Source organism: Teichococcus coralli (assembly GCF_009829925.1).
In the GTDB taxonomy this organism is placed as follows: Bacteria; Pseudomonadota; Alphaproteobacteria; order Acetobacterales; family Acetobacteraceae; genus Pseudoroseomonas; species Pseudoroseomonas coralli.
In genome coordinates this window covers 155,299-180,513 of record NZ_SNVJ01000001.1, presented here as the reverse complement: position 1 = coordinate 180,513, position 25,215 = coordinate 155,299, and the positions used below count along the sequence as shown (strand labels likewise).

Below are 25,215 nucleotides of genomic sequence, written 5' to 3'. Positions count from 1 at the left end.
TCAGCTCTCGCGCTGGCGGTGGAAGTGGGAAAGGAAGGCGCGCGTCGCCTCCTCGCGCGGCGCGTCGATCACCTGCCGCGCCGGGCCGTCCTCGTGGATGACGCCGTCGCGCAGGAAGACCACGCGGTCGGCCACGTCACGCGCGAAGGCGATCTCGTGCGTGACGATCACCATGGTCATGCCCTCGGCGGCGAGCGACTGCATGACGCCAAGCACCTCGCCCACCAGCTCGGGGTCGAGCGCGCTGGTGGCCTCGTCGAACAGCATCACCGCCGGCTCCATGGCCAGGGCCCTGGCGATGGCGACGCGCTGCTTCTGCCCGCCGGAAAGGCGGCTCGGGTATTGCTCCGCCTTGTCCGCCAGCCCGACCTTGGCGAGCAGGCTGCGGGCCAGGGTTTCGGCCTGCGCTCTGGCCATGCGCCGCACGGTCACCGGGCCTTCCATGACGTTGGCCAGCGCCGACATGTGCGGAAACAGGTTGAACTGCTGGAACACCATGCCGGTGGCGGCGCGGAACTTCGCCAGCTCGCCGGCGCCGGGCAGGCTGGCGCTGGCGCCGAAGCGGAAGCTCCGCCCGCCGACCCGCACGGCGCCGCCATCCGGCACCACCAGCAGGTTCAGGCAGCGCAGCAGGGTGGACTTGCCGGAGCCGGAAGGGCCGATCAGCGCGACCACTTCGCCGGGCGCCACCTTCAGGTCCACGCTGCGCAGCACGGTGTGGTCGCCGAAGACCTTCTTCAGCGCCGAAACCTCAATCATCGGAGCGGTGCTCATCGGGGCGGCTCCTTCTCAGTCGGCCCGCGCCAGACGGCGCTCCAGGCGGCCGACCAGCAGCGTCAGCGGGAACAGCACGGCGAAATACAGGACGGCCACCAGCGTGTAGATCTCCAGCGGCCGGTAGCTGTCATGAGCGGCGGCCTGGCCCTGGTAGAGCAGGTCGGGCACCGCCAGCACCGAGACCAGCGAGGTGTTCTTGAGCTGGATGATGGACTGGTTCATCAGCGGCGGCACCATGCGCTTGAGCGCCTGCGGCAGCACGATGCGGCGCATGGCCTGCCCCGGCGTCATGCCGAGGGCGAGGGCCGCCTCGCTCTGTCCCGCCTCGATGGAGGCGATGCCGCCGCGCACGATCTCGGCGTAGAAGGCGCCGCCGTAGAGGGAGAGGGCGAGCACCGCCGCGGTGGTCGCCGTCATCTCGATGCCGGCGAGGATGGGCAGGGCGTAGTAGAACCAGACGAGCTGCACCAGGATCGGCGTGCAGCGGAACACCTCCACATAGGCCTGCGCCACCCAGCGGATGGGCGCGAAGCGCGCGAGGCGCAGCAGGCCCGCGGCCAGCCCGACGATCAGCCCGAGTACCACGATGGCGACGGTGAAGCCGAGAGTGACGAGAAGGCCGTTCCAGAAGAGCCAGCGATAGCTCCAGAGGATCGAGAAGTCCCATTGGTACATCGGGATGGGCGTCCGTCGAACTGCCGGCAGCTTGCGGCACCGGAGCGGCGAACGCGGCTCCGGAACCCTGCCAGGGAATGCAGGGGTCCGGGGAGGCCCAGCCTCCCCGGCGGGGAAGTCCGGAAGGGGCCGCGCCCCTTCTGGCCTCGGCTTAAAGCGTGATGCCCGGCGGGAAATCGGACTCGGAGATGCCGACCAGCTCCATGTTCTTCAGGATCACGGAGCGGACGAAGCCCAGCCCCTTGTTGAACTCGATCCAGGTGTTGACGAAGTCGCGCCAGGTCTTGTCCTGCTCGCGGCGGAACCCGGCGTTGGAGGTGGTGGCGAAGACCGGCTGCGGCACCACGACATGGCCGACATTCGGGTTCTTCTTCACCGCGGTCAGCGCCAGCATCATCACCAGGCACTGCGCGTCCACACGCCCGGCCTGCACGGCCATGGTCGCCTCGTCCACCGATTTGAAGCGGCTGATCTGCGCCTTCGGCAGCAGGCGCGTCGCCACCTGGTCCTGCGAGGAGCCGACATCGGTGGAGATGCGAATCTCCGGCTTGTTCAGCTCGTCCCAGGTCTTGGGCTCGAAGCCCTTCTTGGCGATGAAGCTGAAGGCGTTGCTGAAGCAGGGCACGGAGAAGTCGATCACCAGCGCCCGCTTCGGCGTCGGGTTCAGGCCGAAGAAGATGTCGATCTTGTTGGACTGCAGGTCGAGGACGGCGTTGCCCCAGGTGGTCTCGCTCAGCTCCAGCTCGGCCTCAAGCTCCTCGGCCAGGGCGGTGACGAGGTCGATGTAGAAGCCGCTCCATTTCCCGCTCGCCAGGTCCTTGTGGTAGTAGGGTGCCGCGCCGGCGACCGCGGCGGTGCGCAGCTTCTTGGTGCGGCGGATGCGCTCGAAGGTGGATTCGCCGCCCGCGGCCTGGGCGGCGGCGGGCGTTGTGGCGGCGGAGGCCGCGGCGGCGAGGGCGAAGCCGGCGGCGGTTCCGATCATGCGGCGTGACACCATGGTTCCTGTCTCCTGTTGGGGCGCGCGCCGGGCATTGTGCCGGAGTGTCGCGGCCGGGTCGTGGGGCATCCCTGCTGTTCTGGCGGTGCCGCTTGCGCGGCTTTTCCGCTTCATAGACCGAGTCTGCCGCGTGGGGGAGGGTGCGGCCAAGGCGTGCCCGCTGTTAAAGGGTTCCCGCCGCCGGTAATCTTGCTGCATCACAGGAATCGCGGGAGCAGCCGCTTTGGATCGTTTCTTTGGCCTCGCCCAGCGCGGGACCACGCCGCGCCAGGAAGTCCTGGCCGGTCTCGCCACCTTTCTCACCATGGCCTACATCGTCGTCGTCAACCCCGGGATGATGGCGGCGGCGGGCATTGACCATGGCGCCGCCTTCGTCGCCACCTGCCTGGCCGCGGCGATCGGCTCGACGCTGATGGGGCTGCTGGCCAACTACCCGATCGCCCTGGCGCCGGGCATGGGGCTGAACGCCTACTTCGCCTTCGCGGTGGTCGGCGGCATGGGCGTTCCCTGGCAGGCGGCGCTCGGCGCGGTCTTCATCTCAGGCATGATCTTCTTCGCCGTCTCGATCACCGGCTTCCGCGAGTGGCTCATCAACTCCATCCCGCTTTCCCTGAAGCTCGGCATCGCCGCCGGCATCGGCTTCTTCCTCGGCCTGATCGGCCTGCGCGGCATGGGGCTGGTGGTGGACAACCCGGCGACGCTGGTGGCCATGGGCTCGCTGCACAACCCGGCCACGCTGCTCTCCTGCTTCGGCTTCGTGCTGATCGCGGGGCTCGTCGCGCGGGGCATCACCGGCGGCATCGTCGTCGGCATCCTCGTCACCGCGCTGCTGGGCATTCCGCTGGGACTGACCGAGTTCCAGGGCATCTTCTCCCTGCCGCCCTCGCTGGCGCCGACCTTCCTGCAGATGGACCTGGCCGGCGCCCTCGGCATCGGCCTTGTCGGCATCGTCTTCACCTTCTTCATCGTGGACCTGCTGGACAATGCCGGCACGCTGATCGCCACCACGCACCGCGCCGGGCTGATGCGGAAGGACGGTTCCGTGCCAAATCTCGGCCGCGCCCTGATGGCGGATTCGGGCGGGGCGATGATCGGCGCCGCGCTCGGCACCTCCACCACCGTCTCCTACATCGAAAGCGCCGCTGGCGTGCAGGCCGGCGGCCGCACCGGGCTGACGGCGCTGACTGTCGCCGTGCTGTTCCTGCTGACGCTTTTCCTCGCGCCGCTGGCGACCTCGATCCCCGCCTTCGCCACCGCTCCGGCGCTGGTGCTGGTGGCCTGCCTGATGGCGCAGGGCCTGCGGGACATCGAATGGGATGACGTGACCGAGTACCTGCCCGCCATCATCACGGCACTGGCCACGCCCTTCACCTTCTCCATCGCCACCGGCATCGGGGTGGGCTTCATCGCCTTCGTGCTGGTGAAGCTGGTGGCCGGGCGCGGCCGCGACGTGGGTGGCGCGGTCTGGCTGATCGCCGTCGCCTCGGCGCTGCGGTTCTACCTCGAAAGCTGAGGCCGCCGCGCGTCCTGCGATCACGAAAAAGCCCGGAGGACGTGCTTCCTCCGGGCTTCTTTCCGTCCACGCTCCTGCCGCCCGAGGGCGGCGAGGGGCCTCCGCCCTCAGTCCGGCGCTTCCGCCAGTTCCAGGAGGGCACGCCCGTCGCGCCGGGCGCGGGCCATCGGGGTGCCGCCGCAGGACGGCTCGCCCAGCACCGTGCTGCCCGGCGCCACCACCTGCAGCTTGGCCTCGACGCGGCAGACCAGCCGGTTGTCGGCCGGCCCGGCGCCGTTCCAGCGACGCAGGGCATCCGGCCAGTTGCCGCTGGCCTCGTATTGCTGGCGCAGGTAGCGGGCCGCCCAAGTCGCCGCCTTCTGCGGGTCCAGCGGCCAGTCGCTGCCGTTCGCGGCATGCACCTGCGCGTTCACCTGCACGCAGCCGGCCATCACCGATTGGCGTGCCGAGGCGCCGGCCAGCAGCCGTCGCGCCTCGGCGCGGGAATCGGGATAGTAGGCACGGCCGTCGATGTTCAGCGCGTGCGCGTGCAGCCCGGACTCGGCCAGGGCGATCGCCACCAGCAGCCCGTCAGGCAGGTCATACCTCGCCTCGGCCGCGCGGGCGGCGTCGAGACATGCGGAACGCGGCCCGGCCGAGGCAGGGCTGCTCAACAGCAGCGGCGCTCCCAGCAGGAAGGCGCCAATGGTAAGCCCCAGCCACCGTCCTGGCGGCATCTGCTTGCGGGGGCGTGGCGTGTGGCCTCTCGGGCGAGGCGGGAAGGCGCTCCTTGCCTCTTGGCATTGGAACGCCGCGGGGCTTGGGCGGCGCGGGTGCGCCGTCCTGCGGATCGCGGACGTCATGCGGTTCCGCTAGCACAGCCTCGCCGCCGTTGGGAACGTAAATGTCATGGGCCCCTCCGGAGGAGGGAGGGCGCCGCACCCTGCCGGCCTCACCAGCGCAGCCATCGCCGGCCGATCAGGAAGCCGGCCAGCGCGTCCGCGCCGATGGCCAGCGAGTACCAGGCGGCGACGAACAGCGGGCTGTCGTCCGGGCAGTGCAGGGCGTAGAGCGTGGCGGCGATGCCGCCCGCCGCCACGCCGGCGACAGCCCCCGCCAGGCCGGGCCGGGTCGGTGCGCCATGGCGGAGCGCGGCCAGCAGGCAGAGCAGCGGCCCGGCCGAGATCAGCAGGATCAGCGGCGCGCAGACGGCGGCGTTCTTCCCGAACAGCCGGGCCTCCCAGGCGCCGGGCGGCACCGCCACCAGCTCCGCCGCCACCGCGACCAGAACGCAGAGCCCCGGCAACAGGAAGCTCCAGCGCCAGCCGCCGCCCGGCACGCCGGGCCGGGCCAGCCGGCCGAGCAGCCCGGTGGCGGCGGTCGCGAGGCCAAGGCCGAGCGCGAATTTCGCCAGCACCCTCAGCTGCTCCAGCGCCTCGCCGAGATCCGGTCGCGGTCGCAGGGCGAGCGCGAAGGTCAGCGCCGCCAGCAGGACGCCGCCGGCCAGCCCGGCCAGCAGCACCCGCCCGAGCCGCGGCGCCGGCACCGGGTCCTGCACCAGGGCGCTGATCAGGTCGGAAGTCTTCACGCGGCATCTCTCCCATAGAGTGCGGCGAGGGTGCGCAGCGCCCGGTGCAGCGTGACGCGCACCGCGCCCTCGGTCATCTTCAGTTGCGCGGCCGCCTCGCGCGCCGAGGCGCCTTCCAGCGAGACGGCGCGCACCACGGCGCGCTGCCGGTCCGCCAGCCGCCCGAGCAGGCGGTCGAGTTCCTGCGCCGGGCCGTGGTCGGTGCGGTCCTGGGCGGCGAGGCTGTCCATCACCTCCTCGATGGGCACCTGCGCCCGCGCATGGCCGCCCCGCCGCAGCGCGTCCACCAGCTTGTTGCGCGTGATCGCCGCCAGCCAGGGACCGATCGGCCGGTCGGGGTCCCAGGTATGGCGCTTCAGGTGCAGCGCCAGCAGGATCTCCTGCACCACGTCCTCCGCCTCGCCCTCCGGGCGGCCACTCCGGAAGAAGCGGCGCCGCGCGATCGCGCGGAGGTATGGCGCCACGTCCTCCAGGAAGCGGCGGTAGGCCGCGGCATCGCCGCCCGAGGCGGCCCGCATCCACATCGCCCATTGCATCTCGCGTGCCGCGGTGTTCACGCGCTCTCCTCCGGTTGCGTGACGCTCTTCGTACGGCGAGGCGCCGCCGTTACGGCGGGCCAGCGAAATAATTCCGCCCGCCCGGCATCGAATTCCGCCGCGGCCAGCGTAACGGCCCGCCTGCTGGCCACGAAGAACTGCGTGCAGGCCACTCACGGCCCGCCTCACCAGGGAGATGGACCTCATGGATCGACGCACGCTCGCCCTCGCGCTCGCCGGCTCGGTCACTGCGGCGATGGCCTTCGCCACGCCCGCCGGCGCGCAGGAGCCGACACGGGAGAAGTGCTACGGCGTCGCGCTCGCCGGGCAGAACGACTGCGCCGCGGGCCCCGGCACCACCTGCGCCGGCACCTCGAAGGTGGATTACCAGGGCAATTCCTGGAAGCTGGTCCCGGCCGGCACCTGCACCACGATCTCGACACCGCAGGGGCATGGCTCGCTGATGCCGCTCCGGCGCCCGGACTGACGCCGCGCGGGCGGCGGCGCGCCCCGCCGCCCGCTTTCCCTCCCCAGCGAAGGCACCCTGCCCATGCGCGCCTCCTTGCTTCCCCCCGCGGCCGGGGTCGGCTTCAAGCCGCGGCACTTCGAACACATCCTGTCCGGGCCGCAGCCGCTCGGCTTCATCGAGGTGCATGCCGAGAACTACATGGGCCAGGGCGGCCCGCCCCATGCCCAGCTTGCCAGGCTGCGGCAGGACTACGCGCTGTCGCTGCACGGCGTCGGGCTCTCGATCGGCGGCGCCCAGCCGCTGGACGCCGCCCACCTGCGCCGGCTGCGCGCGCTCTGCGACCGCTACGCGCCGGCGAGCTTCTCCGAGCACCTCGCCTGGTCGAGCCACGGTCCGGCCTTTCTCAACGACCTGCTGCCGCTGCCCTACACCGAGGCGACGCTGGCGCGGGTGGTGGCGCATGTCGCCGAGGTGCAGGACTGCCTCGGCCGGCAGATGCTGCTGGAGAATCCGGCCACCTACCTGGGTTTCGCGGAGAGCCGCATCCCCGAGACCGAGTTCCTCGCCGAGGTCGCCCGCCGCACCGGCTGCGGCCTGCTGCTCGACGTCAACAACGTCGTCGTCGCGGCGGCCAACCAGGGCTTCGCGCCGCGCGCCTACCTCGCTGCCTTTCCGCTGGCGATGGTGGGCGAGATCCACCTCGCCGGCCATGCCGCCGTGCCGGCCGGCGCGGCGACCCTGCTGATCGACGCGCACGGCACGCCGGTGGATGACCAGGTCTGGGCACTCTACGCCGAGGTGCTGGCGCGCACCGGGCCGGTCGCCACGCTGATCGAGTGGGACAACGACGTGCCCGCCTGGCCCGTGCTGCGGCGCGAGGCCGCGCGCGCTGGCGCCCTGCTGCGCCAGGCGGCGCAGGGAGTGGCCGCATGAACGCCGCCGCCTTCCAGGCCGGCTTCGCGCGGGCGCTGCTTGACCCGGAGGCGGCGCCGCCGACCGGCCTCCGCGCGGCACCGGGCGCCGACCTGGCGCGGCGTTTCGCGGTCTACCGCAACAACGTCGCTCACGGTCTGATCGCCGCATTGGCGCTGCGCCATCCGGCCGTGCAGCGCCTGGTCGGGAAAGACTTCTTCGCCGGCATGGCCCGCGCCTTCGTGCAACACCACCCGCCGCGCTCGCCGGTGCTGCTCGAATACGGCGACGGCTTTCCCGAATTCGTTGCCGGCTTCCCGCCCGCGGCGGGGCTGCCCTACCTGGCGGACGTCGCCCGGCTGGAGGCGGCGCGGGTAGGCGCCTACCACGCCGCGGACGTGCCGCCGCTGCGCCTGGAGGCGGTCGCCGACGCGGCGCAGGACGCCCCGCTGCGCCTCGCGCTGCACCCGGCCGCCCGCCTGCTGCGCTCGCCGCATCCGGTCGTCACGCTCTGGGCGATGAATGCCGGCGAGATGCCGCTCGGCCCGGTCGCATCCTGGGAGGGCGAGGAGGCGCTGGTGACGCGGCCGGACCTGCAGGTGCTGGTGCACCGCCTGCCCCCCGGGGGCGCCGGCTTCGCCATGGCGCTCGGCACGGGCGCCGGCCTGGCGGACGCCGCCGCGCACTGCCCGCCCGGCTTCAGCCAGATGGGAACGCTCGCCATCCTGCTGCGCACCGGGGCGCTGGTGGAGGGGGGCGCGGCATGAGCCTCTCCCGCCTCCACCCGCCCCGGCCTTTCCACGTGCTGGCCCGGCTCGGCGGCCGCGTTCCCGACGACCTGCTGCTGCTGGCCGCCCGCCTGTTTCCGGCGGCGGTTTTCTGGCAGTCCGGCCAGACCAAGCTGGAGGGCTGGCGCCTCGCCGAAAGCGCCGTCGAGCTGTTCCGCTACGAGTACCGCCTGCCGCTGCTCGACCCCACTCTGGCCGCCACGCTCGCCGCCATCGCCGAACACCTCTTCCCGGCGCTGCTGGTGCTTGGACTCGCCAGCCGGGCGGCTGCGCTCGCCCTGCTCGGCATGACGCTGGTGATCGAGATCTTCGTCTATCCCGCCGCCTGGCCGACGCACGGCGTCTGGGCGACGCTGTTCCTGCTGACGGTGGCGCGCGGGCCGGGCGCCGTCTCGCTCGACCACCTGCTCGCCCGGCGCTGGCCGGTCCCGGCGCTGCCGCGCTGACCGCCGGGGCCGCTCAGGCGATCTCGCGCACCAGCTTGGCGCGCAGGGCGCGGGCGAAGTCGGCGCGCCCGGTGGCCTCCATCACGAAGGCGCCGGGGCCGCCGATCACCTCGGCCCGGTAGCGCTCCGCCAAGCCCGCGCGGGCCTCCGCGATGGCCAGCGCGTTGACGGTGATGCCGGCCGCCACCGCCGCGTCCCGCGCCATCGGGGCGGGGCGGTGGCTGCGCATGTCCGGGGCGTCGCCGGAGACGTCGATCACCTGCCGGGTTGCCTCGAAAGGCCCGTCCTCCAGCAGCGCCGCCGCATGCGTGATGGCGTCGCCAATGGCGTTCCAGCTCTGGCGGGAGCGCGGCGCCTCGCGCAGCGCCTCGGCAAGGGCGGCGGCGCTCGCGGCGTCCGCCACCCGGTGCCAGGGCACCACGGTCGCCGCCCCGCCGGGTGCGCCCCATTCCACCAGCGTGATCCCGATCGCGCCAACCAGCCCGCCGGTGATGGCGGCGAGCACCGCGGGGTGCGTCACCGCCTCGGCGCAGCCTTCGCGCTGCAGGCGGAACTCCTCCGGGCTGATGCTGCCCGAGGCATCCACGGCAAGCACCAGCGCCACGTCCACCGGCGGGCCCGCAGCGCGGGACGGGCGGGCGGCAAGCAGCGCCGGCGCAGCCAGGAAAGGGGCAGCGAGAAGCGGGCGACGGCGCATGCGGGCACTCCCTGCATCGAACCGCGCCAGCCTCCGGCGCAGGGGCCGCAGGGGTCAAGCACGATCGCGGAACCGCCCGGCACGCGGGCAGGGCTGGCGCGCGCTTGGGCAGATGCCGGCGAAACCGACAGGCTCACGGCGCTTTCAACCGCTGCAGGCGGCTTGCGCCGCCCCTGCTCGCCTTGCTCAACTTGCCGTATCGTTGTTCCCTGGGCGGGCTCCCTTGCGGGACCAAGGCCCCGCCCGCGCAGGGCGACACATCGTGCAACCGCCGAGGATGCCGGATCTGAACGTGGCCGATCGCTCCGCCTCCGCCTTTGACGAGATGAACGCCGATGGCGGCATCCGTCCCCCCTATGCCGAGATGGCCCGTTTCCTGGAGGCAACCGGTCAGGCCGCCCTTGAGCAGAAGCGCCGCGAGGCGGAAGTGCTGTTCCGCCGCATCGGCGTGACCTTCGCCGTCTATACCGAGGGGGGCGACCCGGAGCGGCTGATCCCCTTCGACGTCATCCCCCGCATCCTCTCGCGCGATGAATGGGAGCGCCTGGCCCAGGGGCTGGAGCAAAGGGTGCGGGCACTCAACGCCTTCCTCGCCGACGCCTACGGCGCGCAGGAGATCATCAAGGCCGGCCGGATCCCGGCCAGCCTGGTGCTGGAGAACGAGGGCTACCTGCCCGCCATGGTGGGCTTCACCCCGCCCGGCGGCGTCTACACCGTGATCTCCGGCATCGACCTGGTGCGGACCGGGCCGGACCAGTTCTACGTGCTGGAGGACAACTGCCGCACGCCCTCGGGCGTCTCCTACATGCTGGAGAACCGGGAGGCCATGCTGCGCCTCTTTCCCGGCGCCTTCTCCCGCCACCGCATCGCCCCGGTCAGCCATTATCCCGAGGAACTGCTGGAGACGCTGAAGGGCATCGCGCCGCCGAACTGCCCCGGTGACCCCAAGGTGGTGGTGCTGACCCCCGGCTCCTACAACAGCGCCTACTACGAGCACTCCTTCCTGGCCGACGAGATGGGCGTCGAACTGGTGGAGGGCGCCGACCTCTTCGTGCGCGACGACGTGGTCTACATGCGCACCACCGCCGGCGCGCAGCGGGTGGACGTCATCTACCGCCGCATTGACGACGACTTCCTGGACCCCGAGGCGTTCCGCCCGGATTCGGCGCTCGGCATTCCCGGACTGATGGCCGCCTACCGCGCCGGCAACGTTTCGCTGGCCAACGCGCCGGGCGCCGGCATCGCCGACGACAAGGCGATCTATCCCTATGTGCCGGAGATGGTGCGCTTCTACCTGAAGGAGGAGCCGATCCTGGCCAACGTCCCCACCTTCATGTGCGAGCGCGAGGCGGACCGCGACTATGTGCTGGCCAACCTGGACAAGCTGGTGGTGAAGCTGGCGCGCGGCTCGGGCGGCTACGGCATGCTGGTCGGCCCGCACGCGACGGAGGAGCAGCGCGCCGACTTCGCCGCCCGCATCCGCGCCCGCCCCGGCGACTACATCGCGCAGCCGACCCTGGCGCTCTCCACCGTGCCGACGCTCTGCGAGGAGGGGGTGGAGCCGCGCCATGTGGACCTGCGGCCCTTCGTGCTGTTCGGCCGCACCGTGCGGATGGTGCCGGGCGGGCTGACCCGCGTCGCGCTGCGCAAGGGCTCGCTGGTGGTCAATTCCAGCCAGGGCGGCGGCACCAAGGACACCTGGGTGCTCGACGAGGCGCCGGCGGAAGGGCCGGTGCAGTCGCAGGGACCCGGCGGCATGGTGCAGCGGATGGGCGGCATGGAGCAGCGCATGGCCGGGCCGCCTCCCGCCAACGATTCCGCCCGCGGGGAGGGCTGAGGCCATGCTCTCCCGCACCGCCGACAGCCTGTTCTGGCTGGGCCGCTACTCCGAGCGGGCCGGCAACGTCGCGCGCGGCCTCGCCGCCACGCTGCGCATGGCGCTGCTGGCGCAGCCGCTGAGTGGCGCCGAGAAGGAATGGCGCGCGCTGATGGTCGCCGCCGGCTGCGAGCCCAGCTTCCGCGACCGCTACGGCGGCATGCTGCAGGAGGACGCCGTCCACTGGCTGACGCTGGACCCGGCCAACCCCGCCGGCATCGCCGCCTGCATCGAGGCGGCGCGGCGCAATGCCCGCATCGTCCGCACCGCGCTGACGGTGGACATGTGGGCGGCGATCAACGACACCTGGATCGAGTTCCGCCGGCTCGACGGCAGCGCCATCCGCGGCGACCGGCTGCCGGGCTTCCTGGACTGGGTGACCTCGCGCACGCTGCTGTTCAACGGCGCCGCCGCCGACACCATGCTGCGCGACGACGCCTGGCGCTTCACCCATCTCGGCACCATGCTGGAGCGCGCCGACAACACCGCCCGGCTGCTCGACGCGCGGCACGCCGCCTTCGCCCAGGGCGCGGCGGCCGACGCGGCCTGCTACGCGCAATGGCAGGCGGTGCTGCGCTCGGTGGCGGCGCTGCGCGCTTTCCAGCACGTCTATCACGCCCGGCTGGACCCGCAGCGGGTGGCGGAGCTGCTGATCCTGCGGCCGGAGCTGCCGCGCTCGCTGCTCGCCTGCTACCGGCGGGTCGAGCAGACGCTTCAGGCCATCGCGCTGGCGAGTGGCGGCGCGCAGGGCGAGTGCCACCGCCTGGCCGGCGCCTTGCACGCCCGCCTGCGCTACGGCCGCATCGAGCCGATCATGGAAAGCGGGCTGCATGGCTTCCTGACCGGCGTGATCGACGAGAACATCCGGCTCGGCCAGGAGATCGCCGCCTCCTACCTGAGCGGGCGTGCGGCATGACCTACTGCGTCGGCCTTTGGCTGGAGCAGGGGCTGGTGATGCTGGCCGATACCCGCACCAATGCGGGGGTGGACCACATCTCCACCTATTCGAAGATGTACACCGCCGTGGTGCCGGGCGAGCGGGTGCTCTGCCTGATGGCCGCCGGCAACCTCGCCATCACCCAGGCGGTGTGGAGCCGCCTTTCCGAAGGCGTGCTGCTCGACGGCGAGAAGCAGACGCTGCACGGGGTCGGCAGCATGTTCCGCGCGGCGCAGCTTGTCGGCGCCGCCATCCGCGCGGTCTATGAAGTGGACGGGCCGATGCTGCGGGCGCAGGACGTGCGCTTCGACGTCTCCATCATGCTGGGCGGGCAGATCGCCGGCGGGCCGCAGCGGCTCTACCTCCTCTACGCCGCCGGCAACTTCATCGAGGCGACCACGGACACGCCCTTCCTGCAGATCGGCGAGCACAAGTATGGCAAGCCCATCCTCGACCGCGCGCTGAGCCACGCCACCAGGCTGGAGGACGGGGTGACGCTCACCCTGGTCAGCATGGACAGCACGCTGCGCTCCAACCTGACGGTGGGCCTGCCGCTCGACCTGCTCGTCTATGAGGCCAACAGCCTGCAGGTCCGGCTGCAGCGGCGGATCACCGAGGAGGACCCCTACTTCCATGACCTGCGCGAGCGCTGGTCCACCGCGCTGCGCGAGGCCTACCGGCAGATGCCGGCACCGGACTGGCTCTAGGCGCCGCGCAACCGCCGCGGGCGGGTTGCGGATCTTCTCGCGACCTTGAGCATGCACTCGTCACGTCCGCGTGCTTGGGCGTTCCAAAAGGCGCCGAAATCTCACATTCCGCGGCAAGACCGGCTAGGTCAGGAAGGCCCCGTCCGGCGGGGCAGCCCGGATGCAGGAGAAGCTGGAGCCGAGATGCCGAAGGAAGCGCAGACATCCCCGCCCGCCTGCCATGCCCCGCATGGCACCGTGCCGGCGCCCGCGCCCCGGCGGCCGTCGCGCCGGGCCGCGCGGCTGCTGCCGCTGCTGCTGGCGGCGCCGCTGCTTTTGGCGCCGCCCGCCGCGGCCAAGGAGACCTTCACCACCCTCAGCGCATATTCCGCCAACGACCCAAAGCTGATCCACCAGTTCGAGAAGTGGCTGGGCTGCCCGGTCCCGCACCTGATGGTGTTCACCGACCAGGCGAGCTGGGAAGGCATCGGCTGGCCGCAATGGTTCATCGACCAGTTCCGCGGCCTCAACAAGCCCGTGCTGTGGTCGGTGGCGATGATCCCCCGCCATTCAAGCCTGAAGGCGGCGGCAAGCGGCGCCTACAACCGCTACTACGTCACGGCCGCCCAGGCGCTGGCGAAAACCAAGCCCTGGCCGGACGGGACCATCAAGGTGCGGCTGGGCTGGGAGATGAACGGCGACTGGTTCCCCTGGGCCGCGCGCGGCAAGGAGAAGGATTTCGTCGCCACCTTCCGTCACATCGTGGATGCCTTCCGTTCCGTCTCGGACAAGTTCCGCTTCGAGTGGAACATCAACTACGGCGAGGCGATGGACCCGCTGAAGGCCTATCCGGGCGACAGCTACGTGGACGTCATCGGCATGGATTTCTACTGGAAGCACCAGTACCTGCCGAACGACCCGGTGAAGGCCTTCGAGGCGATCCGCGACAACCGCTACGGCCTCCGCTTCATCGAGGATTTCGCCGCCCAGCGCGGCAAGCCCACGGCCTATTCGGAATGGGGCATCCAGGGAGACAACGCGGGGCCCTTCATCCAGCTTTTCCGCGACTGGGTGGGCCGGCACAACGTGCTCTACACCAACTACTGGAACCACGACGCCGACTACCAGGGGCAGCTCTCCAGCGGCCGCTGGCCGGACAGCGAGGCGGCGTTCCGCGAAGCCTTCTGCCCGGTTCCCGGCGGGCCGGCCGGCATTTCCCGCGGCCCCTGAGGCGCGGCGGGGCGGCAAAATCCGTCAGGGCTTGTGCAGCCTTTTGCCCCGCCCACGCCTTTCAGCAACATGGCCGCGCCACACCCGGAAAGCTGGATCCGCATCACCCCCGAGGGGCTCTATTGCGAGCCCGGGGACTTCCACATCGACCCGGCCCTGCCGGTGCCGCGCGCCATCATCAGCCACGGCCATTCCGACCACGCCCGTCCAGGCCATGGCGCCGTGCTGGCCACCCCGGAAACGCTGGCGATCATGACCGCCCGGCTGGGCGAGGGCCGGGCGGGGGAAAGCCAGCTTCCGCTGCGCTACCACGAGCCGCTGGTGCAGAAGGGCGTCCGCCTCACCCTGGTGCCGGCCGGGCACGTGCTGGGTTCGGCGCAGGTGGTGCTGGAATGGGAGGGCAGCCGCCTTGTCGTCTCCGGCGACTACAAGCGCCAGCCGGACCCGACCTGCGCACCCTTCGAGCCGGTGCCTTGCGACGTCTTCGTCACCGAGGCCACCTTCGCCCTGCCGGTCTTCCGCCACCCGCCGGCGGAGCAGGAGATGCGCCGCCTGCTGGAAAGCGTGGCGCTGTTCCCGGAGCGGGCGCACCTCGTCGGCTGCTACGCGCTCGGCAAGTGCCAGCGGCTGATCGCCGTCCTCCGGCAGGCCGGCTGGGACCGGCCGCTCTACCTCCACGGCGCGCAGGCCAGCATGTGCGCCCTCTACGAACGCTTCGGCATCGGCCTTGGCGATCTGCGCCCCGTACCGCGGCCGCAGAAACGCGGCGAAACCGTGCTGCCCGGCGAGATCGTCCTCGCCCCGCCCTCGGCCGAGGCCAGCCCGTGGGCGCGGCGCCTGGCCGACCCTGTCACCGCCCTGGCCTCAGGCTGGATGCGGGTGCGGCAGCGGGCCAAGGCGCGCGGCGTGGAACTGCCGCTGATCGTCAGCGACCATGCGGACTGGGACCACCTCCTGGCCACCATCGCCGAGGTCGGCGCACCGGAGGTCTGGGTGACGCATGGCCGGGAGGAGGCGCTGATCCACGCGCTGGCCGCGCGCGGGGTTCGCGGCCGGGCGCTGCACCTGCTTGGCCGCGACGAGGACGAGACGGCCGATGACGTTGCCACGCCCGAGGATTCCGAGGCCGCGGCATGAGCCTGCCCGCCTTCGCCGAACTGCTGGAACGGCTGCTTTTCACCCCCGGCCGCAACGCCAAGCTCGCCCTGCTGCGCCGCTGGTTCGCCACCCAGCCCGACCCGGACCGCGGCGTCGGGCTGGCCGCCATCGCCGGCGACCTGGCCTTCTCCACCGCCAAGCCATCCCTGGTGCGGGATTTGGTGGCGACACGGATTGACCCGGTGCTGCTGGCCTGGAGCCACGACTATGTGGGCGACCTCGCCGAGACGGTGGCGCTGATCTGGCCCGAGCCGCCGGCGCGCCCCAACCGCGCGCCGCCCGACCTCTCCGAGGTGGTGGAGACGCTGGAACTGCTGCCCAGGAGCGAGATCCCGGCGCGGCTCGCCGAGTGGCTGGACGTTCTCGACCCCGGCGGGCGACTGGCACTGATCAAGCTCGTCACCGGCGGGCTGCGCGTCGGCGCCTCGGGGCGGCTGGCCCGGCAGGCGCTGGCGGAGTGGTCCGGCCAGCCGGTGGAAGAGATCGAGGAGGTGTGGCACGGCGTGCCGCCGCCCTACCTGCCGCTCTTCGCCTGGCTGGAGGGGCGGGGGCCGCGCCCCGACCCGCGCGACGCGCCGGTTTTCCGCTCCCCCATGCTGGCCCAGCCGCTGGAGGCGCCGGATCTCGCCGCGCTGGACCACGCCGCCTTCCGCGCCGAATGGAAATGGGACGGGGTGCGCGTGCAGGCCGCCGCCGGCCCGGGCGGGCGCCGCCTGTGGTCGCGCACCGGCGAGGACATGTCGGGCGCCTTCCCGGAGGTCCTGGAGGCGATGGACTTCCACGCCGTGGTGGATGGCGAGCTGCTGGTGATCCGCGACGGCGTCGTCGCCCCCTTCGCCGACCTGCAGCAGCGGCTGAACCGCAAGGTGGTCGGCCCCAAAATGCTGCGCGACTACCCCGTGGGCCTGCGGCTCTACGACCTGCTCTTCGAGGCCGGCGAGGACCTGCGCCCGCTGCCTTTCGACGCCCGGCGCGACCGGCTGGAAGCCTGGTTCGCCCGCACCCATCCGGCGCGGATGGACCTTTCGCCGCAGGTCGCCTTCGCCTCGGTGGAGCAGCTCACCGGCCTGCGCGAGGGCGCGCGGGCCGCCGGCATCGAGGGGCTGATGCTGAAGCGCGGCGATGCGCCGTACCTCGCCGGGCGCCCGAAGGGCCTGTGGTGGAAGTGGAAGCGCGCGCCGCTCGCGGTGGATGCGGTGCTGATGTACGCCCAACGCGGCCACGGCAAGCGCAGCAGTACCTACAGCGACTACACCTTCGGCCTCTGGCGCGCTGACAGGGAGGGAGGGCAGGAGCTGGTGCCGGTCGGCAAGGCCTATTCCGGCTATACCGACCAGGAGCTGGTCTGGCTGGACCGATGGATCCGCAACCACACGACGGCCCGCTTCGGCCCGGTGCGGGAGGTGGAGAAGGCGCTGGTGCTGGAGGTGGTGTTCGATGCCGCGCAGCTCTCCTCCCGGCACAAGTCCGGGGTGGCCATGCGCTTCCCGCGCATTTCCCGCCTGCGCCCCGACAAGCCCGCCGCGGAAGCCGACCGTCTGGAAACGCTCATGGCCATGGTCGAAAGCAGCGAGAATAACCTGAGCTGAGCGGGAACTGTGCCGCGCCTGCCGCGTTGCCTTCGCGGAGCCGCCTTGGGCGGGAATCGCAGGAGGATGCCAACATGCTGAAATGGGCCCTGATTTTCCTGGTCATCTCGCTGATCGCGGGTGGGCTGGGCTTTACCGGCGTTTCCGCCGCCACCGGGACGATCGCCAAGATCCTGTTCGGCATCTTCCTGGTGCTGTTCGTCATCTTCCTGATCCTGGCGCTGGTGGGTGGCGCCGCCGTCGCCTGATCGTCCGTCGCGCGTGCCCTGTTGACGGCGGGGCGCGCGCGGACTATTTCCGCCCCGCCCGGCGCCTCTCGGCGCCCGGCATGTGGGTGTGGCGGCCTTAGCTCAGTTGGTAGAGCGCCAGGTTGTGGTCTTGGATGTCACGGGTTCGAGTCCCGTAGGTCGCCCCAGCCTCACCCCTCCTTGAAGCATCGCAGAACATCGCCCTCCATGGCCGCCATGGAGCTTCGATGCCGGTGCCCGAGGCGATGCGCGTCGCCCCAATGCTTCCATCATGCTGCTGGTGATCCTGGATCCGCCGGGACCGGCCATCCTGCTCTCGGCAACACGCCGGACGAGACGCCGGTGGCGCGCCGCCGCGAGGCGCGGCATGCCGTCGGCATCGCTGCGATGTGCTCGTGGCCTTCGCGCTCGCCGGCGGCCGGTTGGTGGCGCTGCTGGCGGCGCCGGTCGGGCGCGTCCCCGGCGCGGCCGGCGGTCAGGTGGCCGGCCGGGTCCTTGGCATGATCCTGCCGCGTCGGCAGTGCAGATCGCGCTCGACGGGCTGCGGGCCAGCCTGTTCTGCGGCTCAGCCCCGCAGCCGGTCCAGCAGCAGCAGCACGCCGCCGGCGATCAGGCCCCAGAACGCCGCCCCGATGCCGAACAGCGCAAGCCCCGACGCGGTGGTGACGAAGGTGAGCACCGCCGGCAGCCGATCCCGCTCATGCGCCATGGCGGCGGTCAGCGCGCCACCCAGGCTGCCGAGCAGCGCCAGCCCGGCCACCGCCTCGATCAGCAGCGGCGGCGAGGCGGCGATGAAGGCCGCCGCGAAGCTCGCCCCGAGCCCGAGCAGCATGTAGCTGATCCCCGTCGTCGCCGAGGCCACCCAGCGCCGCGCCGGATCGGGATGCGCATCCGGCCCGGCGCACAGCGCGGCGGTGATGGCGGCCAGGTTGATGGAATGCGCGCCGAAGGGGGCGATCAGCGCGCTGGCGATGCCGGTGACGGAGAAGATCGGGCCGGGCTCCGGCCGGAAGCCCTGGGAATGCAGCACCGCGAGGCCGGGCACGTTCTGCGAGGCCATGGTGACCAGGAACAGCGGCAGGGCGATGCCGATGGCCGCGCCGAGGCTGGGGTGTGGCGTCACCCACTCCAGGCGCGGCACGATGTCACCCAGCGTGCCCGCAGGCAGCGGCGTGGCGAGCAGGATCATCGCCGCCGCGACCGCCACGGCGACCGGCACGGCATAGAGCCGGGCGAAGCGCCAGGCGAGCGCCCAGGCCAGCACCACCGGCAGGGCTAGAAGGGGCAGGGCCTCCACCGCGCGCACCGGCGCCAGGCAGATCTCCAGCAGCACCCCGGCCAGCATGGCGCTGGCGAGGCTGGCCGGAATGGCGGCGACGGCACGCCCGAAGGGACGCCAGAGGCCCGCCAGCAGGATCAACAGACCAGTCAGCAGAAAGGCGCCGACGGCCACCGGGAAACCACCGGCCGGCGCGCCGGTGGAGACCAGCAGCGCCGCGCCGGGGGTGGACCATGCCAGCACGATCGGCATCCGGCGCCGGAGGCTGAGCCAGAGGCCGAGCGCGCCCTGCACGACGCAGAGCGCCAGCAGGCCGGAGGCCGCCTCGGCGGGGCTGGCGCCCATCGCGCGGAAGCCCTGCAGCACCACGGTGAAGGAGGAGGCGAAGCCCACCACCGCCGCCAGGACGCCCGCGATCACCGGCTGCACCAGCCCCGCCTTCCGCTCCACCATGCGCTGCCCTCTCCCGCGGCTGGATCCGCGGCTGAGGGTAGCGTAATGTTGGATCCAATCAACGGCTGGATATCGGATGAATCCTGCTCTTCCTCCTCCTGCTTCCCCGCTTGATGTCCTCGCCGATGCCACCGCGCCGCGTTGGCGAACCGCCGCCGAGTTCGTGGAGGCGAGGCTGAAGGCTGCGATCCTGGAAGGGCGGCTGGCCGGCGGCACCCCGCTGCGGCAGGAGGAACTGGCCGAGCGGCTGGGCGTCAGCCGCATGCCCGTCCGCGAGGCGCTGCGGCAGCTTGAGGCCCAGGCATTGGTGGAGATGTCGCCGCATCGCGGTGCCGTGGTGGCGGAAATCTCCGCCGCCGACGCGGCCGATCTCTTCGCGATCCGCCGGGCGCTGGAGCCGGCGGCGCTCCGGCTGTCGGTTCCTCGCCTGACGACGGCGCAGCGCGAGTGCGCCGCCGCGTTGATCACGGCCATGGATGTCGAGCCCGATCCCGGACGGATGGGCCTGCTGAACCGGCAGTTCCACATGGCGCTCTACGCCGCCGCAGGGCATCCGCGCCTGCTGGCGCTGGTCGAGCAGCACCTCGCGGCCTTTGACCGCTACCTTCGCTTCCACCTCGCGGCGCAGGGCCGGGAGCGAATGGCGCAGGAGGATCACCGCGCCATGCTGGAGGCGGCCGGGGCTGGTCGCGCCGACACGGCGGCGGCGGTCTTGGAGGGGCATATCGACCATGCGGCCGCGGCCATCGCGGCGTTTTTCTCGGCCCGCCCGGCTCGGCGCCCGTGATCGGACCGCCGCCGCAATAAAACCTTCATGCGGCGGTCATCTGCATGACGCCTGCCTGAAGTTCTCTGCCGTGCGCGGCGGCCTTTCCGTTGCCGCCGCCTGCTGACCGGGACGTGACACCATGCCAGATACCAACCTGCCCAAGGGCCGCCGCGAACCGGGCGGGCACAAGCCGCTGGAAATCGAGGACATCGGCAGCAACCCACGGCCGGAGAACACCATCGGCGCCATGATCGAGCGCCGCCTCTCGCGCCGCGCCGCGCTGCGCGGCCTGATCGGCGCGGCGGCCACCGCGACGTTGGCCGACCAGCTTCTCGCCTCCGGCGGCCGTGCCCTGGCGGCCGAAGCCAGCTCCTCCAGCCTGGGCTTCAAGGAGCTTTCCCATCAGCTCGCCGAGCGTGACGCCGTGCCGGAGGGCTACGAGATCCAGACGGTGATCCGTTGGGGCGACCCGGTGCTGCCGGACGCGCCCGCCTTCGCGCCGCGTAGCCAGTCCGCCGCGGCGCAGGCCGCCCAGTTCGGCTACAACAACGACTACGTGGACTTCTTCCCATTGCCGCGCGGCAGCCGGAACGCCGACCACGGCCTGCTGGCGGTGAACCACGAATACGCCGACACGCAGCTCATGTTCCCCGACATGGGCGAGGACGAAACCGCCCGCCTGAAATCCACTCCGGAGCAGGCGCGGATCGAGATGGCCGCCCATGGCATGTCCGTCGTCGAGATCCGCCGGGAGAATGGCCGCTGGGCGCCGGTGAAGGCGGCCCGCCTGAACCGCCGCATCACCGCCGAGACGCCGATCCGCATCAGCGGCCCCGCCGCCGGGCACGACCGGCTGAAGACCGGCGCCGACCCGAGCGGCCGCCTGGCGCTGGGCACGCTGAACAACTGCGCCGGGGGCAACACGCCCTGGGGCACGGTCATCACCTGCGAGGAGAACTTCAACCAGTATTTCGGCGGCGCGGCGGCCAAGAGCGGCGCGCAGGCCGCCATGTACAAGCGCTACGGCATTGTCGAGCAGGCCAGCTACTCCTGGCCGCGGCATGTGGACCGCTTCAACCTGGACAAGGAGCCGAACGAGCCGAACCGCTTTGGCTGGGTGGTGGAGTTCGACCCCTACGACCCGCAGAGCCAGCCGGTGAAGCGCACCGCGCTCGGCCGCTTCAAGCACGAGGGCTGCACCCACGCCGTCTCCGCCGACGGCCGGGTGGTCTTCTACATGGGCGACGACGAACGCTTCGACTACGTCTACAAGTTCGTCACCGCCCGCCCCTGGAACCCGCAGGACTCCGCCGCCAACCGTGACCTGCTGGACGACGGCACGCTCTACGTTGCCCGGTTCCACGAGGACGGCCGGATGGAGTGGCTGCCGCTGGTGCACGGCCAGGGACCGCTGACCGCCGCGAACGGCTTCATCAGCCAGGCCGATGTGCTGATCGAGACGCGCCGTGCCGCCGACCTGCTGAAGGCCACGCCGATGGACCGGCCGGAGGACGTGCAGGCCAACCCGCTCAACGGCCATGTCTATGCGATGCTGACCAACAACTCGCGCCGCAAGCCCGAGCAGGTGGACAGGGCCAATCCGCGCCCGGCCAACAAGCATGGCCATATCGTCGAGATGATCCCACCCGGCGCCGGCACCGACAAGGTGGACCATGCCGCCACGGAGGGCCGCTGGGAGATCTTTCTGGTGGCTGGCAGACCCGGCGTGGACCCGGGCGCCAGCTACCACCAGGGCACCAGCGCCGAGGGCTGGCTCTCCTGCCCGGACAACTGCACCTTCGACAGCAAGGGCCGCATCTGGATCGCGACCGACGGCGCGCAGAACACCTCCGAGGTTGCGGACGGGCTCTACGCCGCCGACACGGACGGGCAGGGCCGCGCGCTGACGCGCCTGTTCTACCAGGCGCCCACCGGCGCCGAGGTCTGCGGCCCCTGCTTCACGCCGGATGACGAGACGGTTTTCCTGGCCATCCAGCATCCTGGCGACGACAAGGGCAGCAGCTTCGCCAACCCATCGACCCGCTGGCCGGATTTCGACCCGGCCATGCCGCCGCGTCCCTCCATCATCGCCATCGTGAAGCGCGGCGGCGGCAAGATCGGGGCCTGAGCCGCCGGCGCGGCGGCTGGGGCAACGCCCAGGTTCCGCGCCGCTTGATTGCGGGTGGCTAAGGGGCAATCTGGAGGGCATGGAACAAGCCTCTTCCCCGCCGTTGGGCCGGCCGGATGGCCCGGGCATGTCGCCACCGGACGGGGGCGCCGCGCCGCGTGCCGCCGGGCCCGAGCGGCCGGATCCGCGGCTGGATCCGCGGCTGGATCCCTGGGGCCGCAGGGAAGGCCGGAACAATGATTCGGCCAGCGGCCCCTGGGCGGAGCAGCCCGGCCCATGGAACCCGCGCCGGAACGCGGGCATGTCCGCGCCGCGTGGCTGGCACCGCCCGCGCCCTGCCGGCGGCCCGGATGCCGCCCCCGGCTGGCCCGGGCGGGGCGAGACGCTGCGCCGGATCGGCGGGTTCGCCCTGCTGGGCTGTTCGCTCTGGCTCGTCGCCATCCTCGCCTTCTTCCAGGCGCTTGTCGGAATGTTCTCGTGATGGAGACGGGCATCCTGGAGCAGCTCCGGCTGCAGTTCCGCCAGCTTCGCGGGGCGCTGCTGGTGCTCGCCGCCCTGCCGCTGGTGCCGGCGCTGCTGTTCAGCCTGATCGGCGGCGCGCCGAAGCCGATCCTGGGCACGTTGCTGGGGCTCGGCCTGCTCGCGCTCGCCATCCGCAAGCTCCGGCGCGGCCACGCGCGTTCTGCCGGGCTGCTGGTGGGCGCGGCCACCGGAATGATCGCCGGCACGGCGGGGCATGTCGCGCCGGTTGCGGCCGTGGTGTTTGGCGCCATGGCCTATTTCGGCACCCGGCTGCTTTATGCCAACGCCGAGCCGGCGGAAGTGGAGCCGCCAATGCCACAGTCGCCGCCGAAGGCTGCTTCCGCACCCCCTGCCGACCTCCTGGCGACGCCCCGGATGCGTCTCGCCGCGCTGGCGAGCGCCGATGCCCGGCTGCGTCCCGCGCTGGCCGCCCTGCACGAGCTGCTCCTGGAGATGGCACGGCGGCCGGAGGCGGGAAGCGAGGCGCGGCGCTTCCTCAACCTCCAGCTTGACGGTCTGGAGCGCATCGACGCACGCCTCAGGCTTGGCGCCGAGCCGCCGGAAAGCCTGTCCCGGCTGGTGGAGGACATGGCGCGCGGCAGCACCGCGCTGCGCGACCGCATTCGCGCCGAGGAGAGCGCGGCGCTGGAGATCCAGGTGAAGGTGCTGGCCGACCGGCTGCGCGAGGAGGGTTACGCATGAGTTCCGACCAACTGGCCGACAGCGCGACGGATCGCGGCGTGCCGGCGGAGAAGGTGGATTCGCTGGCCTCCTCCATCGACCTCTCCGATCCCGCCACCATCCTGCGCTTTGGCGCCGACGCACAGAACCGCGCCGCCGCCGCGGCGGACGCCATGCTCGGCGCCGCGCGCAACCAGACGACCGGCGAGGCGGGCGAGGCGCTGTCCGGCCTGCTCGCCACGCTGCGCGGCTTCGACGTGACGCAGCTCAGCGAGAAGCGCGGCTTCCTGTCGCGCCTGCTCGGGCGCGGCAAGGCCGAGGCCATGGCCATCATCCAGCGCTACGAGGGCGTGCGCGGGCAGATCGAGACGGTGGGCGACAAGCTCGACACCCACCGCACGCGCCTGCTGGAGGATGTTGAGCGGCTGGAGCGCCTCTATGCGGCGACGCTCGACTGGTTCCATGCCCTCGCCGAGCACATCGCCGCCGGCGAGGTGGTGCTGGCGCGCACCGACGCCGAGGCGATCCCCGCCGCCGAGCGCGCCGCCACCGACCCGGAGGACACCCTGGCGCCGCAGAAGCTGCGCGACCTGCGCGCCGCGCGCGACGAGCTGGACCGCCGCGTGCACGACCTGCGGCTGACGCGCCAGGTGGCCATGCAGGCGCTGCCCGGCCTGCGGCTGATTCAGGAGAACGACAAGGCGCTGGCCGCCAAGATCCTCTCGGTGCTGGCCAATACCGTGCCGCTCTGGCGTACCCAGCTCGCCCAGGCGCTGGCCATCCAGACCATGCGCGAGGCCGGCGAGGCGGTGCGCGCCGCGACGGATTTGACCAACCGGCTGCTCACCGCCAATGCCGAGACGCTGCGCCAGGGGAATGCCGAGGCGCGGGTCGAGCTGGAGCGCGGCGTCTTCGACCTGGCCGCCGTGCAGCAGGCCAATGCCGCCCTGGTGTCCACGCTGGAGGACAGCCTGCGCATCGCCGAGGAGGGCCGCGCCACCCGCCAGCAGGCCACCAAGGAGCTGGCCAGGGCCGAGGCCGAGATCCGCCGGGCACTGACCGCCACCCGTCCCAGCGCCGACGTCACGCGCCGCTGACGCGGGTTTTCGCCACGGTGGTCTTGACCGCGGCCGCCGCAGGGTTTCCCCTTTCCGCATCAAAGGGAAGGAGGAACGCCATGCGTGGCTGGGCCGTCGTGGAAGCGGGAGCACCGCTCCAGAACATCGAGCTGCCGCTGCCGGAGCTGACCGGCGAGGAGGTGCTGGTCGAGGTGACGCATTGCGGCGTTTGCCACTCGGACCTGCATATCTGGGAAGGCAGCTACGACATGGGCAGCCGCGGCAAGCTGTCGCTCGCCGACCGCGGCGTGACGCTGCCGCTGGCCATGGGCCACGAGGTGGTCGGAAAGGTGGTGAAGCTCGGCCCCGAGGCCAAGGGCGTCTCCCCCGGCGACATGCGCGTCGTCTTCCCCTGGCTCGGCTGCGGCAAGTGCGACCGCTGCCAGGCCGGCAACGACAACCTCTGCGCCGTGGCGGCGCGCAGCATCGGCGTGTTCCAGAACGGCGGCTACGCCTCGCACGTGATCGCCCGCAGCCCGCGCCACCTGGTGGCCTTCGACGGCATCAGGCCCGAGGTGGCGGCGACCTACGCCTGTTCCGGCATCACCGTCTATTCCGCCATCCGCAAGGTGATGCCCTTGCCGGCCGACAAGCCGATCGTCGTCGTCGGCGCCGGCGGGCTCGGCCTCAACGCCATCGAGATCCTGAAGGCGCTCGGCCACAAGCGCATCTGCGTGGTGGACGTCGCGGCCGACAAGCTGGAAACCGCGAAGCAGGCCGGCGCGACCGACACCGTGCTGGCCGAGAGCGAGGACACCGCCGCCCGCATCATCGGCGCCTGCGGCGGCCCGGTCGAGGCGATCATCGACCTCGTCAACGGCACCAGCACCGCGCGCTTCTCCTTCGACGCGCTGGTGAAGGGCGGCAAGCTGATCCAGGTCGGGCTGTTCGGCGGCGAGCTGAGCATCCCGCTGCCGATCATGCCCACCAAGGCCATCACCATCCAGGGCAGCTATGTCGGCAACCCGCAGGAGCTGCGCGAGGTGGTGGAGCTGGCCCAGAAGGGCAAGCTCTCGCCGCTGCCGGTGAGCACCGAGCCGGCGAGCGAGGTCAACAACGTGCTGAACCGCCTGAAGGACGGCAAGGTGCGCGGGCGCGTGGTGCTGACGGCGGCCTGAGAAAAGTCGGGGGAAGGAATTCCCGTCGAACGCAGTGCGTTCGACC

General features: G+C 71.8%; 26 protein-coding genes and 1 tRNA gene. 19 read left to right on the top strand and 8 right to left on the bottom strand.

Annotated elements, in window-relative coordinates:
• The 3 genes from E0493_RS00840 to E0493_RS00830 form a co-directional block, all read right to left on the bottom strand.
• Positions 1 to 774, bottom strand: coding sequence for an amino acid ABC transporter ATP-binding protein (locus E0493_RS00840; protein ID WP_160935013.1), 774 nt, complete (start codon positions 772 to 774; stop codon positions 1 to 3).
• 15 nt (positions 775 to 789) lie between these two features.
• Complete coding sequence (locus E0493_RS00835) at positions 790 to 1,452, bottom strand: amino acid ABC transporter permease (protein ID WP_160935012.1); 663 nt, start codon at positions 1,450 to 1,452, stop codon at positions 790 to 792.
• A gap of 151 nt (positions 1,453 to 1,603) precedes the next feature.
• Positions 1,604 to 2,449 (bottom strand): transporter substrate-binding domain-containing protein, encoded by an 846-nt coding sequence (locus E0493_RS00830; protein WP_160935011.1) that lies wholly within the window; start codon positions 2,447 to 2,449, stop codon positions 1,604 to 1,606.
• 223 nt (positions 2,450 to 2,672) lie between these two features.
• On the opposite strand from E0493_RS00830, the gene E0493_RS00825 reads away from it, so the two are divergent.
• Positions 2,673 to 3,962, top strand: coding sequence for an NCS2 family permease (locus E0493_RS00825; RefSeq protein ID WP_160935010.1), 1,290 nt, complete (start codon positions 2,673 to 2,675; stop codon positions 3,960 to 3,962).
• A 107-nt stretch (positions 3,963 to 4,069) separates the two neighbouring features.
• On the opposite strand, the gene E0493_RS00820 is transcribed toward E0493_RS00825, so the two are convergent.
• The 3 genes from E0493_RS00820 to E0493_RS00810 form a co-directional block, all read right to left on the bottom strand.
• Positions 4,070 to 4,615, bottom strand: coding sequence for a transglycosylase SLT domain-containing protein (locus tag E0493_RS00820; protein ID WP_235913514.1), 546 nt, complete (start codon positions 4,613 to 4,615; stop codon positions 4,070 to 4,072).
• Positions 4,616 to 4,893: 278 nt separating this feature from the next.
• Positions 4,894 to 5,529, bottom strand: coding sequence for an NrsF family protein (locus E0493_RS00815; RefSeq protein ID WP_160935008.1), 636 nt, complete (start codon positions 5,527 to 5,529; stop codon positions 4,894 to 4,896).
• The gene (locus E0493_RS00810; RefSeq protein WP_160935007.1) at positions 5,526 to 6,086 is read right to left on the bottom strand and encodes a sigma-70 family RNA polymerase sigma factor; all 561 of its coding nucleotides are present in this window, start codon (positions 6,084 to 6,086) and stop codon (positions 5,526 to 5,528) included. Before E0493_RS00810 ends, E0493_RS00815 begins: the two co-directional genes overlap by 4 nt.
• 184 nt (positions 6,087 to 6,270) lie before the next feature.
• On the opposite strand from E0493_RS00810, the gene E0493_RS00805 reads away from it, so the two are divergent.
• The 4 genes from E0493_RS00805 to E0493_RS00790 all read left to right on the top strand — a co-directional run bounded on the left by E0493_RS00805 (position 6,271) and on the right by E0493_RS00790 (position 8,680).
• Positions 6,271 to 6,552 (top strand): BufA1 family periplasmic bufferin-type metallophore, encoded by a 282-nt coding sequence (locus E0493_RS00805; RefSeq protein WP_160935006.1) that lies wholly within the window; start codon positions 6,271 to 6,273, stop codon positions 6,550 to 6,552.
• 63 nt (positions 6,553 to 6,615) lie between these two features.
• Positions 6,616 to 7,467, top strand: a complete 852-nt coding sequence (bufB, locus tag E0493_RS00800; RefSeq protein WP_160935005.1) for an MNIO family bufferin maturase — start codon at positions 6,616 to 6,618, stop codon at positions 7,465 to 7,467.
• Positions 7,464 to 8,213, top strand: a complete 750-nt coding sequence (locus tag E0493_RS00795) for an HvfC/BufC N-terminal domain-containing protein (RefSeq protein WP_160935004.1) — start codon at positions 7,464 to 7,466, stop codon at positions 8,211 to 8,213. Before bufB ends, E0493_RS00795 begins: the two co-directional genes overlap by 4 nt.
• Positions 8,210 to 8,680 (top strand): DoxX family membrane protein, encoded by a 471-nt coding sequence (locus E0493_RS00790; protein WP_160935003.1) that lies wholly within the window; start codon positions 8,210 to 8,212, stop codon positions 8,678 to 8,680. Before E0493_RS00795 ends, E0493_RS00790 begins: the two co-directional genes overlap by 4 nt.
• A gap of 13 nt (positions 8,681 to 8,693) precedes the next feature.
• On the opposite strand, the gene E0493_RS00785 is transcribed toward E0493_RS00790, so the two are convergent.
• Positions 8,694 to 9,377, bottom strand: a complete 684-nt coding sequence (locus E0493_RS00785; protein WP_160935002.1) for a DUF1194 domain-containing protein — start codon at positions 9,375 to 9,377, stop codon at positions 8,694 to 8,696.
• 277 nt (positions 9,378 to 9,654) lie between these two features.
• Here E0493_RS00785 and E0493_RS00780 point away from each other — a divergent pair, with 277 nt between their 5' ends.
• From E0493_RS00780 to E0493_RS00745, 8 genes are all read left to right on the top strand, one after another.
• The gene (locus tag E0493_RS00780; protein ID WP_160935001.1) at positions 9,655 to 11,214 is read left to right on the top strand and encodes a circularly permuted type 2 ATP-grasp protein; all 1,560 of its coding nucleotides are present in this window, start codon (positions 9,655 to 9,657) and stop codon (positions 11,212 to 11,214) included.
• A 4-nt stretch (positions 11,215 to 11,218) separates the two neighbouring features.
• Positions 11,219 to 12,169 (top strand): alpha-E domain-containing protein, encoded by a 951-nt coding sequence (locus E0493_RS00775; protein ID WP_160935000.1) that lies wholly within the window; start codon positions 11,219 to 11,221, stop codon positions 12,167 to 12,169.
• Entirely contained in the window at positions 12,166 to 12,897 is a 732-nt protein-coding gene (locus E0493_RS00770) for a peptidase (RefSeq protein ID WP_160934999.1), read from the top strand. The genes E0493_RS00775 and E0493_RS00770 overlap by 4 nt, the downstream gene beginning before the upstream one ends.
• Before the next feature lie 183 nt (positions 12,898 to 13,080).
• A complete protein-coding gene (locus E0493_RS00765; RefSeq protein ID WP_160934998.1) occupies positions 13,081 to 14,106 on the top strand; it encodes a glycoside hydrolase family 26 protein in 1,026 nt (341 codons plus the stop codon).
• Positions 14,107 to 14,175: 69 nt separating this feature from the next.
• Positions 14,176 to 15,243: a ligase-associated DNA damage response exonuclease gene (locus E0493_RS00760; protein WP_160934997.1), complete on the top strand. Its 1,068-nt coding sequence runs from the start codon at positions 14,176 to 14,178 to the stop codon at positions 15,241 to 15,243.
• Positions 15,240 to 16,853 (top strand): cisplatin damage response ATP-dependent DNA ligase, encoded by a 1,614-nt coding sequence (locus tag E0493_RS00755; protein ID WP_202396827.1) that lies wholly within the window; start codon positions 15,240 to 15,242, stop codon positions 16,851 to 16,853. Before E0493_RS00760 ends, E0493_RS00755 begins: the two co-directional genes overlap by 4 nt.
• A gap of 74 nt (positions 16,854 to 16,927) precedes the next feature.
• The gene (locus tag E0493_RS00750; protein WP_160934996.1) at positions 16,928 to 17,101 is read left to right on the top strand and encodes a DUF1328 domain-containing protein; all 174 of its coding nucleotides are present in this window, start codon (positions 16,928 to 16,930) and stop codon (positions 17,099 to 17,101) included.
• Between the two features lie 91 nt (positions 17,102 to 17,192).
• Positions 17,193 to 17,268 (top strand) — tRNA-His (locus E0493_RS00745).
• Between the two features lie 398 nt (positions 17,269 to 17,666).
• Here E0493_RS00745 and E0493_RS00740 read toward each other — a convergent pair.
• On the bottom strand, positions 17,667 to 18,833 hold the full coding sequence (locus E0493_RS00740; protein WP_160934995.1) for a benzoate/H(+) symporter BenE family transporter: 1,167 nt from the start codon (positions 18,831 to 18,833) through the stop codon (positions 17,667 to 17,669).
• Positions 18,834 to 18,909: 76 nt separating this feature from the next.
• On the opposite strand from E0493_RS00740, the gene E0493_RS00735 reads away from it, so the two are divergent.
• The 6 genes from E0493_RS00735 to E0493_RS00710 all read left to right on the top strand — a co-directional run bounded on the left by E0493_RS00735 (position 18,910) and on the right by E0493_RS00710 (position 25,169).
• Positions 18,910 to 19,620: a GntR family transcriptional regulator gene (locus tag E0493_RS00735; protein ID WP_160934994.1), complete on the top strand. Its 711-nt coding sequence runs from the start codon at positions 18,910 to 18,912 to the stop codon at positions 19,618 to 19,620.
• A gap of 121 nt (positions 19,621 to 19,741) precedes the next feature.
• Positions 19,742 to 21,730, top strand: a complete 1,989-nt coding sequence (locus E0493_RS00730; protein ID WP_160934993.1) for a PhoX family protein — start codon at positions 19,742 to 19,744, stop codon at positions 21,728 to 21,730.
• A 301-nt stretch (positions 21,731 to 22,031) separates the two neighbouring features.
• The gene (locus E0493_RS00725; RefSeq protein WP_160934992.1) at positions 22,032 to 22,211 is read left to right on the top strand and encodes a hypothetical protein; all 180 of its coding nucleotides are present in this window, start codon (positions 22,032 to 22,034) and stop codon (positions 22,209 to 22,211) included.
• A complete protein-coding gene (locus E0493_RS00720; protein ID WP_160934991.1) occupies positions 22,211 to 22,954 on the top strand; it encodes a hypothetical protein in 744 nt (247 codons plus the stop codon). Before E0493_RS00725 ends, E0493_RS00720 begins: the two co-directional genes overlap by 1 nt.
• On the top strand, positions 22,951 to 24,030 hold the full coding sequence (locus E0493_RS00715) for a toxic anion resistance protein (protein WP_160934990.1): 1,080 nt from the start codon (positions 22,951 to 22,953) through the stop codon (positions 24,028 to 24,030). The genes E0493_RS00720 and E0493_RS00715 overlap by 4 nt, the downstream gene beginning before the upstream one ends.
• Before the next feature lie 80 nt (positions 24,031 to 24,110).
• Positions 24,111 to 25,169 carry an alcohol dehydrogenase gene (locus E0493_RS00710; protein ID WP_160934989.1) on the top strand — a complete coding sequence of 353 codons (1,059 nt, stop codon included), beginning with the start codon at positions 24,111 to 24,113 and terminating at the stop codon, positions 25,167 to 25,169.
• Positions 25,170 to 25,215 lie beyond the last annotated feature (46 nt).

What these genes read in the sequence shown, in the direction of transcription:
- E0493_RS00840 (WP_160935013.1), bottom strand. Translation starts at nt 774, where the DNA reads ATGAGCACCGCTCCGATGATTGAGGTTTCGGCGCTGAAGAAGGTCTTC.
- E0493_RS00835 (WP_160935012.1), bottom strand. Translation starts at nt 1,452, where the DNA reads ATGTACCAATGGGACTTCTCGATCCTCTGGAGCTATCGCTGGCTCTTC.
- E0493_RS00830 (WP_160935011.1), bottom strand. Translation starts at nt 2,449, where the DNA reads ATGGTGTCACGCCGCATGATCGGAACCGCCGCCGGCTTCGCCCTCGCC.
- E0493_RS00805 (WP_160935006.1), top strand. Translation starts at nt 6,271, where the DNA reads ATGGATCGACGCACGCTCGCCCTCGCGCTCGCCGGCTCGGTCACTGCG.
- bufB (WP_160935005.1), top strand. Translation starts at nt 6,616, where the DNA reads ATGCGCGCCTCCTTGCTTCCCCCCGCGGCCGGGGTCGGCTTCAAGCCG.
- E0493_RS00795 (WP_160935004.1), top strand. Translation starts at nt 7,464, where the DNA reads ATGAACGCCGCCGCCTTCCAGGCCGGCTTCGCGCGGGCGCTGCTTGAC.
- E0493_RS00790 (WP_160935003.1), top strand. Translation starts at nt 8,210, where the DNA reads ATGAGCCTCTCCCGCCTCCACCCGCCCCGGCCTTTCCACGTGCTGGCC.
- E0493_RS00785 (WP_160935002.1), bottom strand. Translation starts at nt 9,377, where the DNA reads ATGCGCCGTCGCCCGCTTCTCGCTGCCCCTTTCCTGGCTGCGCCGGCG.
- E0493_RS00780 (WP_160935001.1), top strand. Translation starts at nt 9,655, where the DNA reads ATGCCGGATCTGAACGTGGCCGATCGCTCCGCCTCCGCCTTTGACGAG.
- E0493_RS00775 (WP_160935000.1), top strand. Translation starts at nt 11,219, where the DNA reads ATGCTCTCCCGCACCGCCGACAGCCTGTTCTGGCTGGGCCGCTACTCC.
- E0493_RS00770 (WP_160934999.1), top strand. Translation starts at nt 12,166, where the DNA reads ATGACCTACTGCGTCGGCCTTTGGCTGGAGCAGGGGCTGGTGATGCTG.
- E0493_RS00765 (WP_160934998.1), top strand. Translation starts at nt 13,081, where the DNA reads ATGCCGAAGGAAGCGCAGACATCCCCGCCCGCCTGCCATGCCCCGCAT.
- E0493_RS00760 (WP_160934997.1), top strand. Translation starts at nt 14,176, where the DNA reads ATGGCCGCGCCACACCCGGAAAGCTGGATCCGCATCACCCCCGAGGGG.
- E0493_RS00755 (WP_202396827.1), top strand. Translation starts at nt 15,240, where the DNA reads ATGAGCCTGCCCGCCTTCGCCGAACTGCTGGAACGGCTGCTTTTCACC.
- E0493_RS00750 (WP_160934996.1), top strand. Translation starts at nt 16,928, where the DNA reads ATGCTGAAATGGGCCCTGATTTTCCTGGTCATCTCGCTGATCGCGGGT.
- E0493_RS00740 (WP_160934995.1), bottom strand. Translation starts at nt 18,833, where the DNA reads ATGGTGGAGCGGAAGGCGGGGCTGGTGCAGCCGGTGATCGCGGGCGTC.
- E0493_RS00735 (WP_160934994.1), top strand. Translation starts at nt 18,910, where the DNA reads ATGAATCCTGCTCTTCCTCCTCCTGCTTCCCCGCTTGATGTCCTCGCC.
- E0493_RS00730 (WP_160934993.1), top strand. Translation starts at nt 19,742, where the DNA reads ATGCCAGATACCAACCTGCCCAAGGGCCGCCGCGAACCGGGCGGGCAC.
- E0493_RS00725 (WP_160934992.1), top strand. Translation starts at nt 22,032, where the DNA reads ATGTCCGCGCCGCGTGGCTGGCACCGCCCGCGCCCTGCCGGCGGCCCG.
- E0493_RS00720 (WP_160934991.1), top strand. Translation starts at nt 22,211, where the DNA reads ATGGAGACGGGCATCCTGGAGCAGCTCCGGCTGCAGTTCCGCCAGCTT.
- E0493_RS00715 (WP_160934990.1), top strand. Translation starts at nt 22,951, where the DNA reads ATGAGTTCCGACCAACTGGCCGACAGCGCGACGGATCGCGGCGTGCCG.
- E0493_RS00710 (WP_160934989.1), top strand. Translation starts at nt 24,111, where the DNA reads ATGCGTGGCTGGGCCGTCGTGGAAGCGGGAGCACCGCTCCAGAACATC.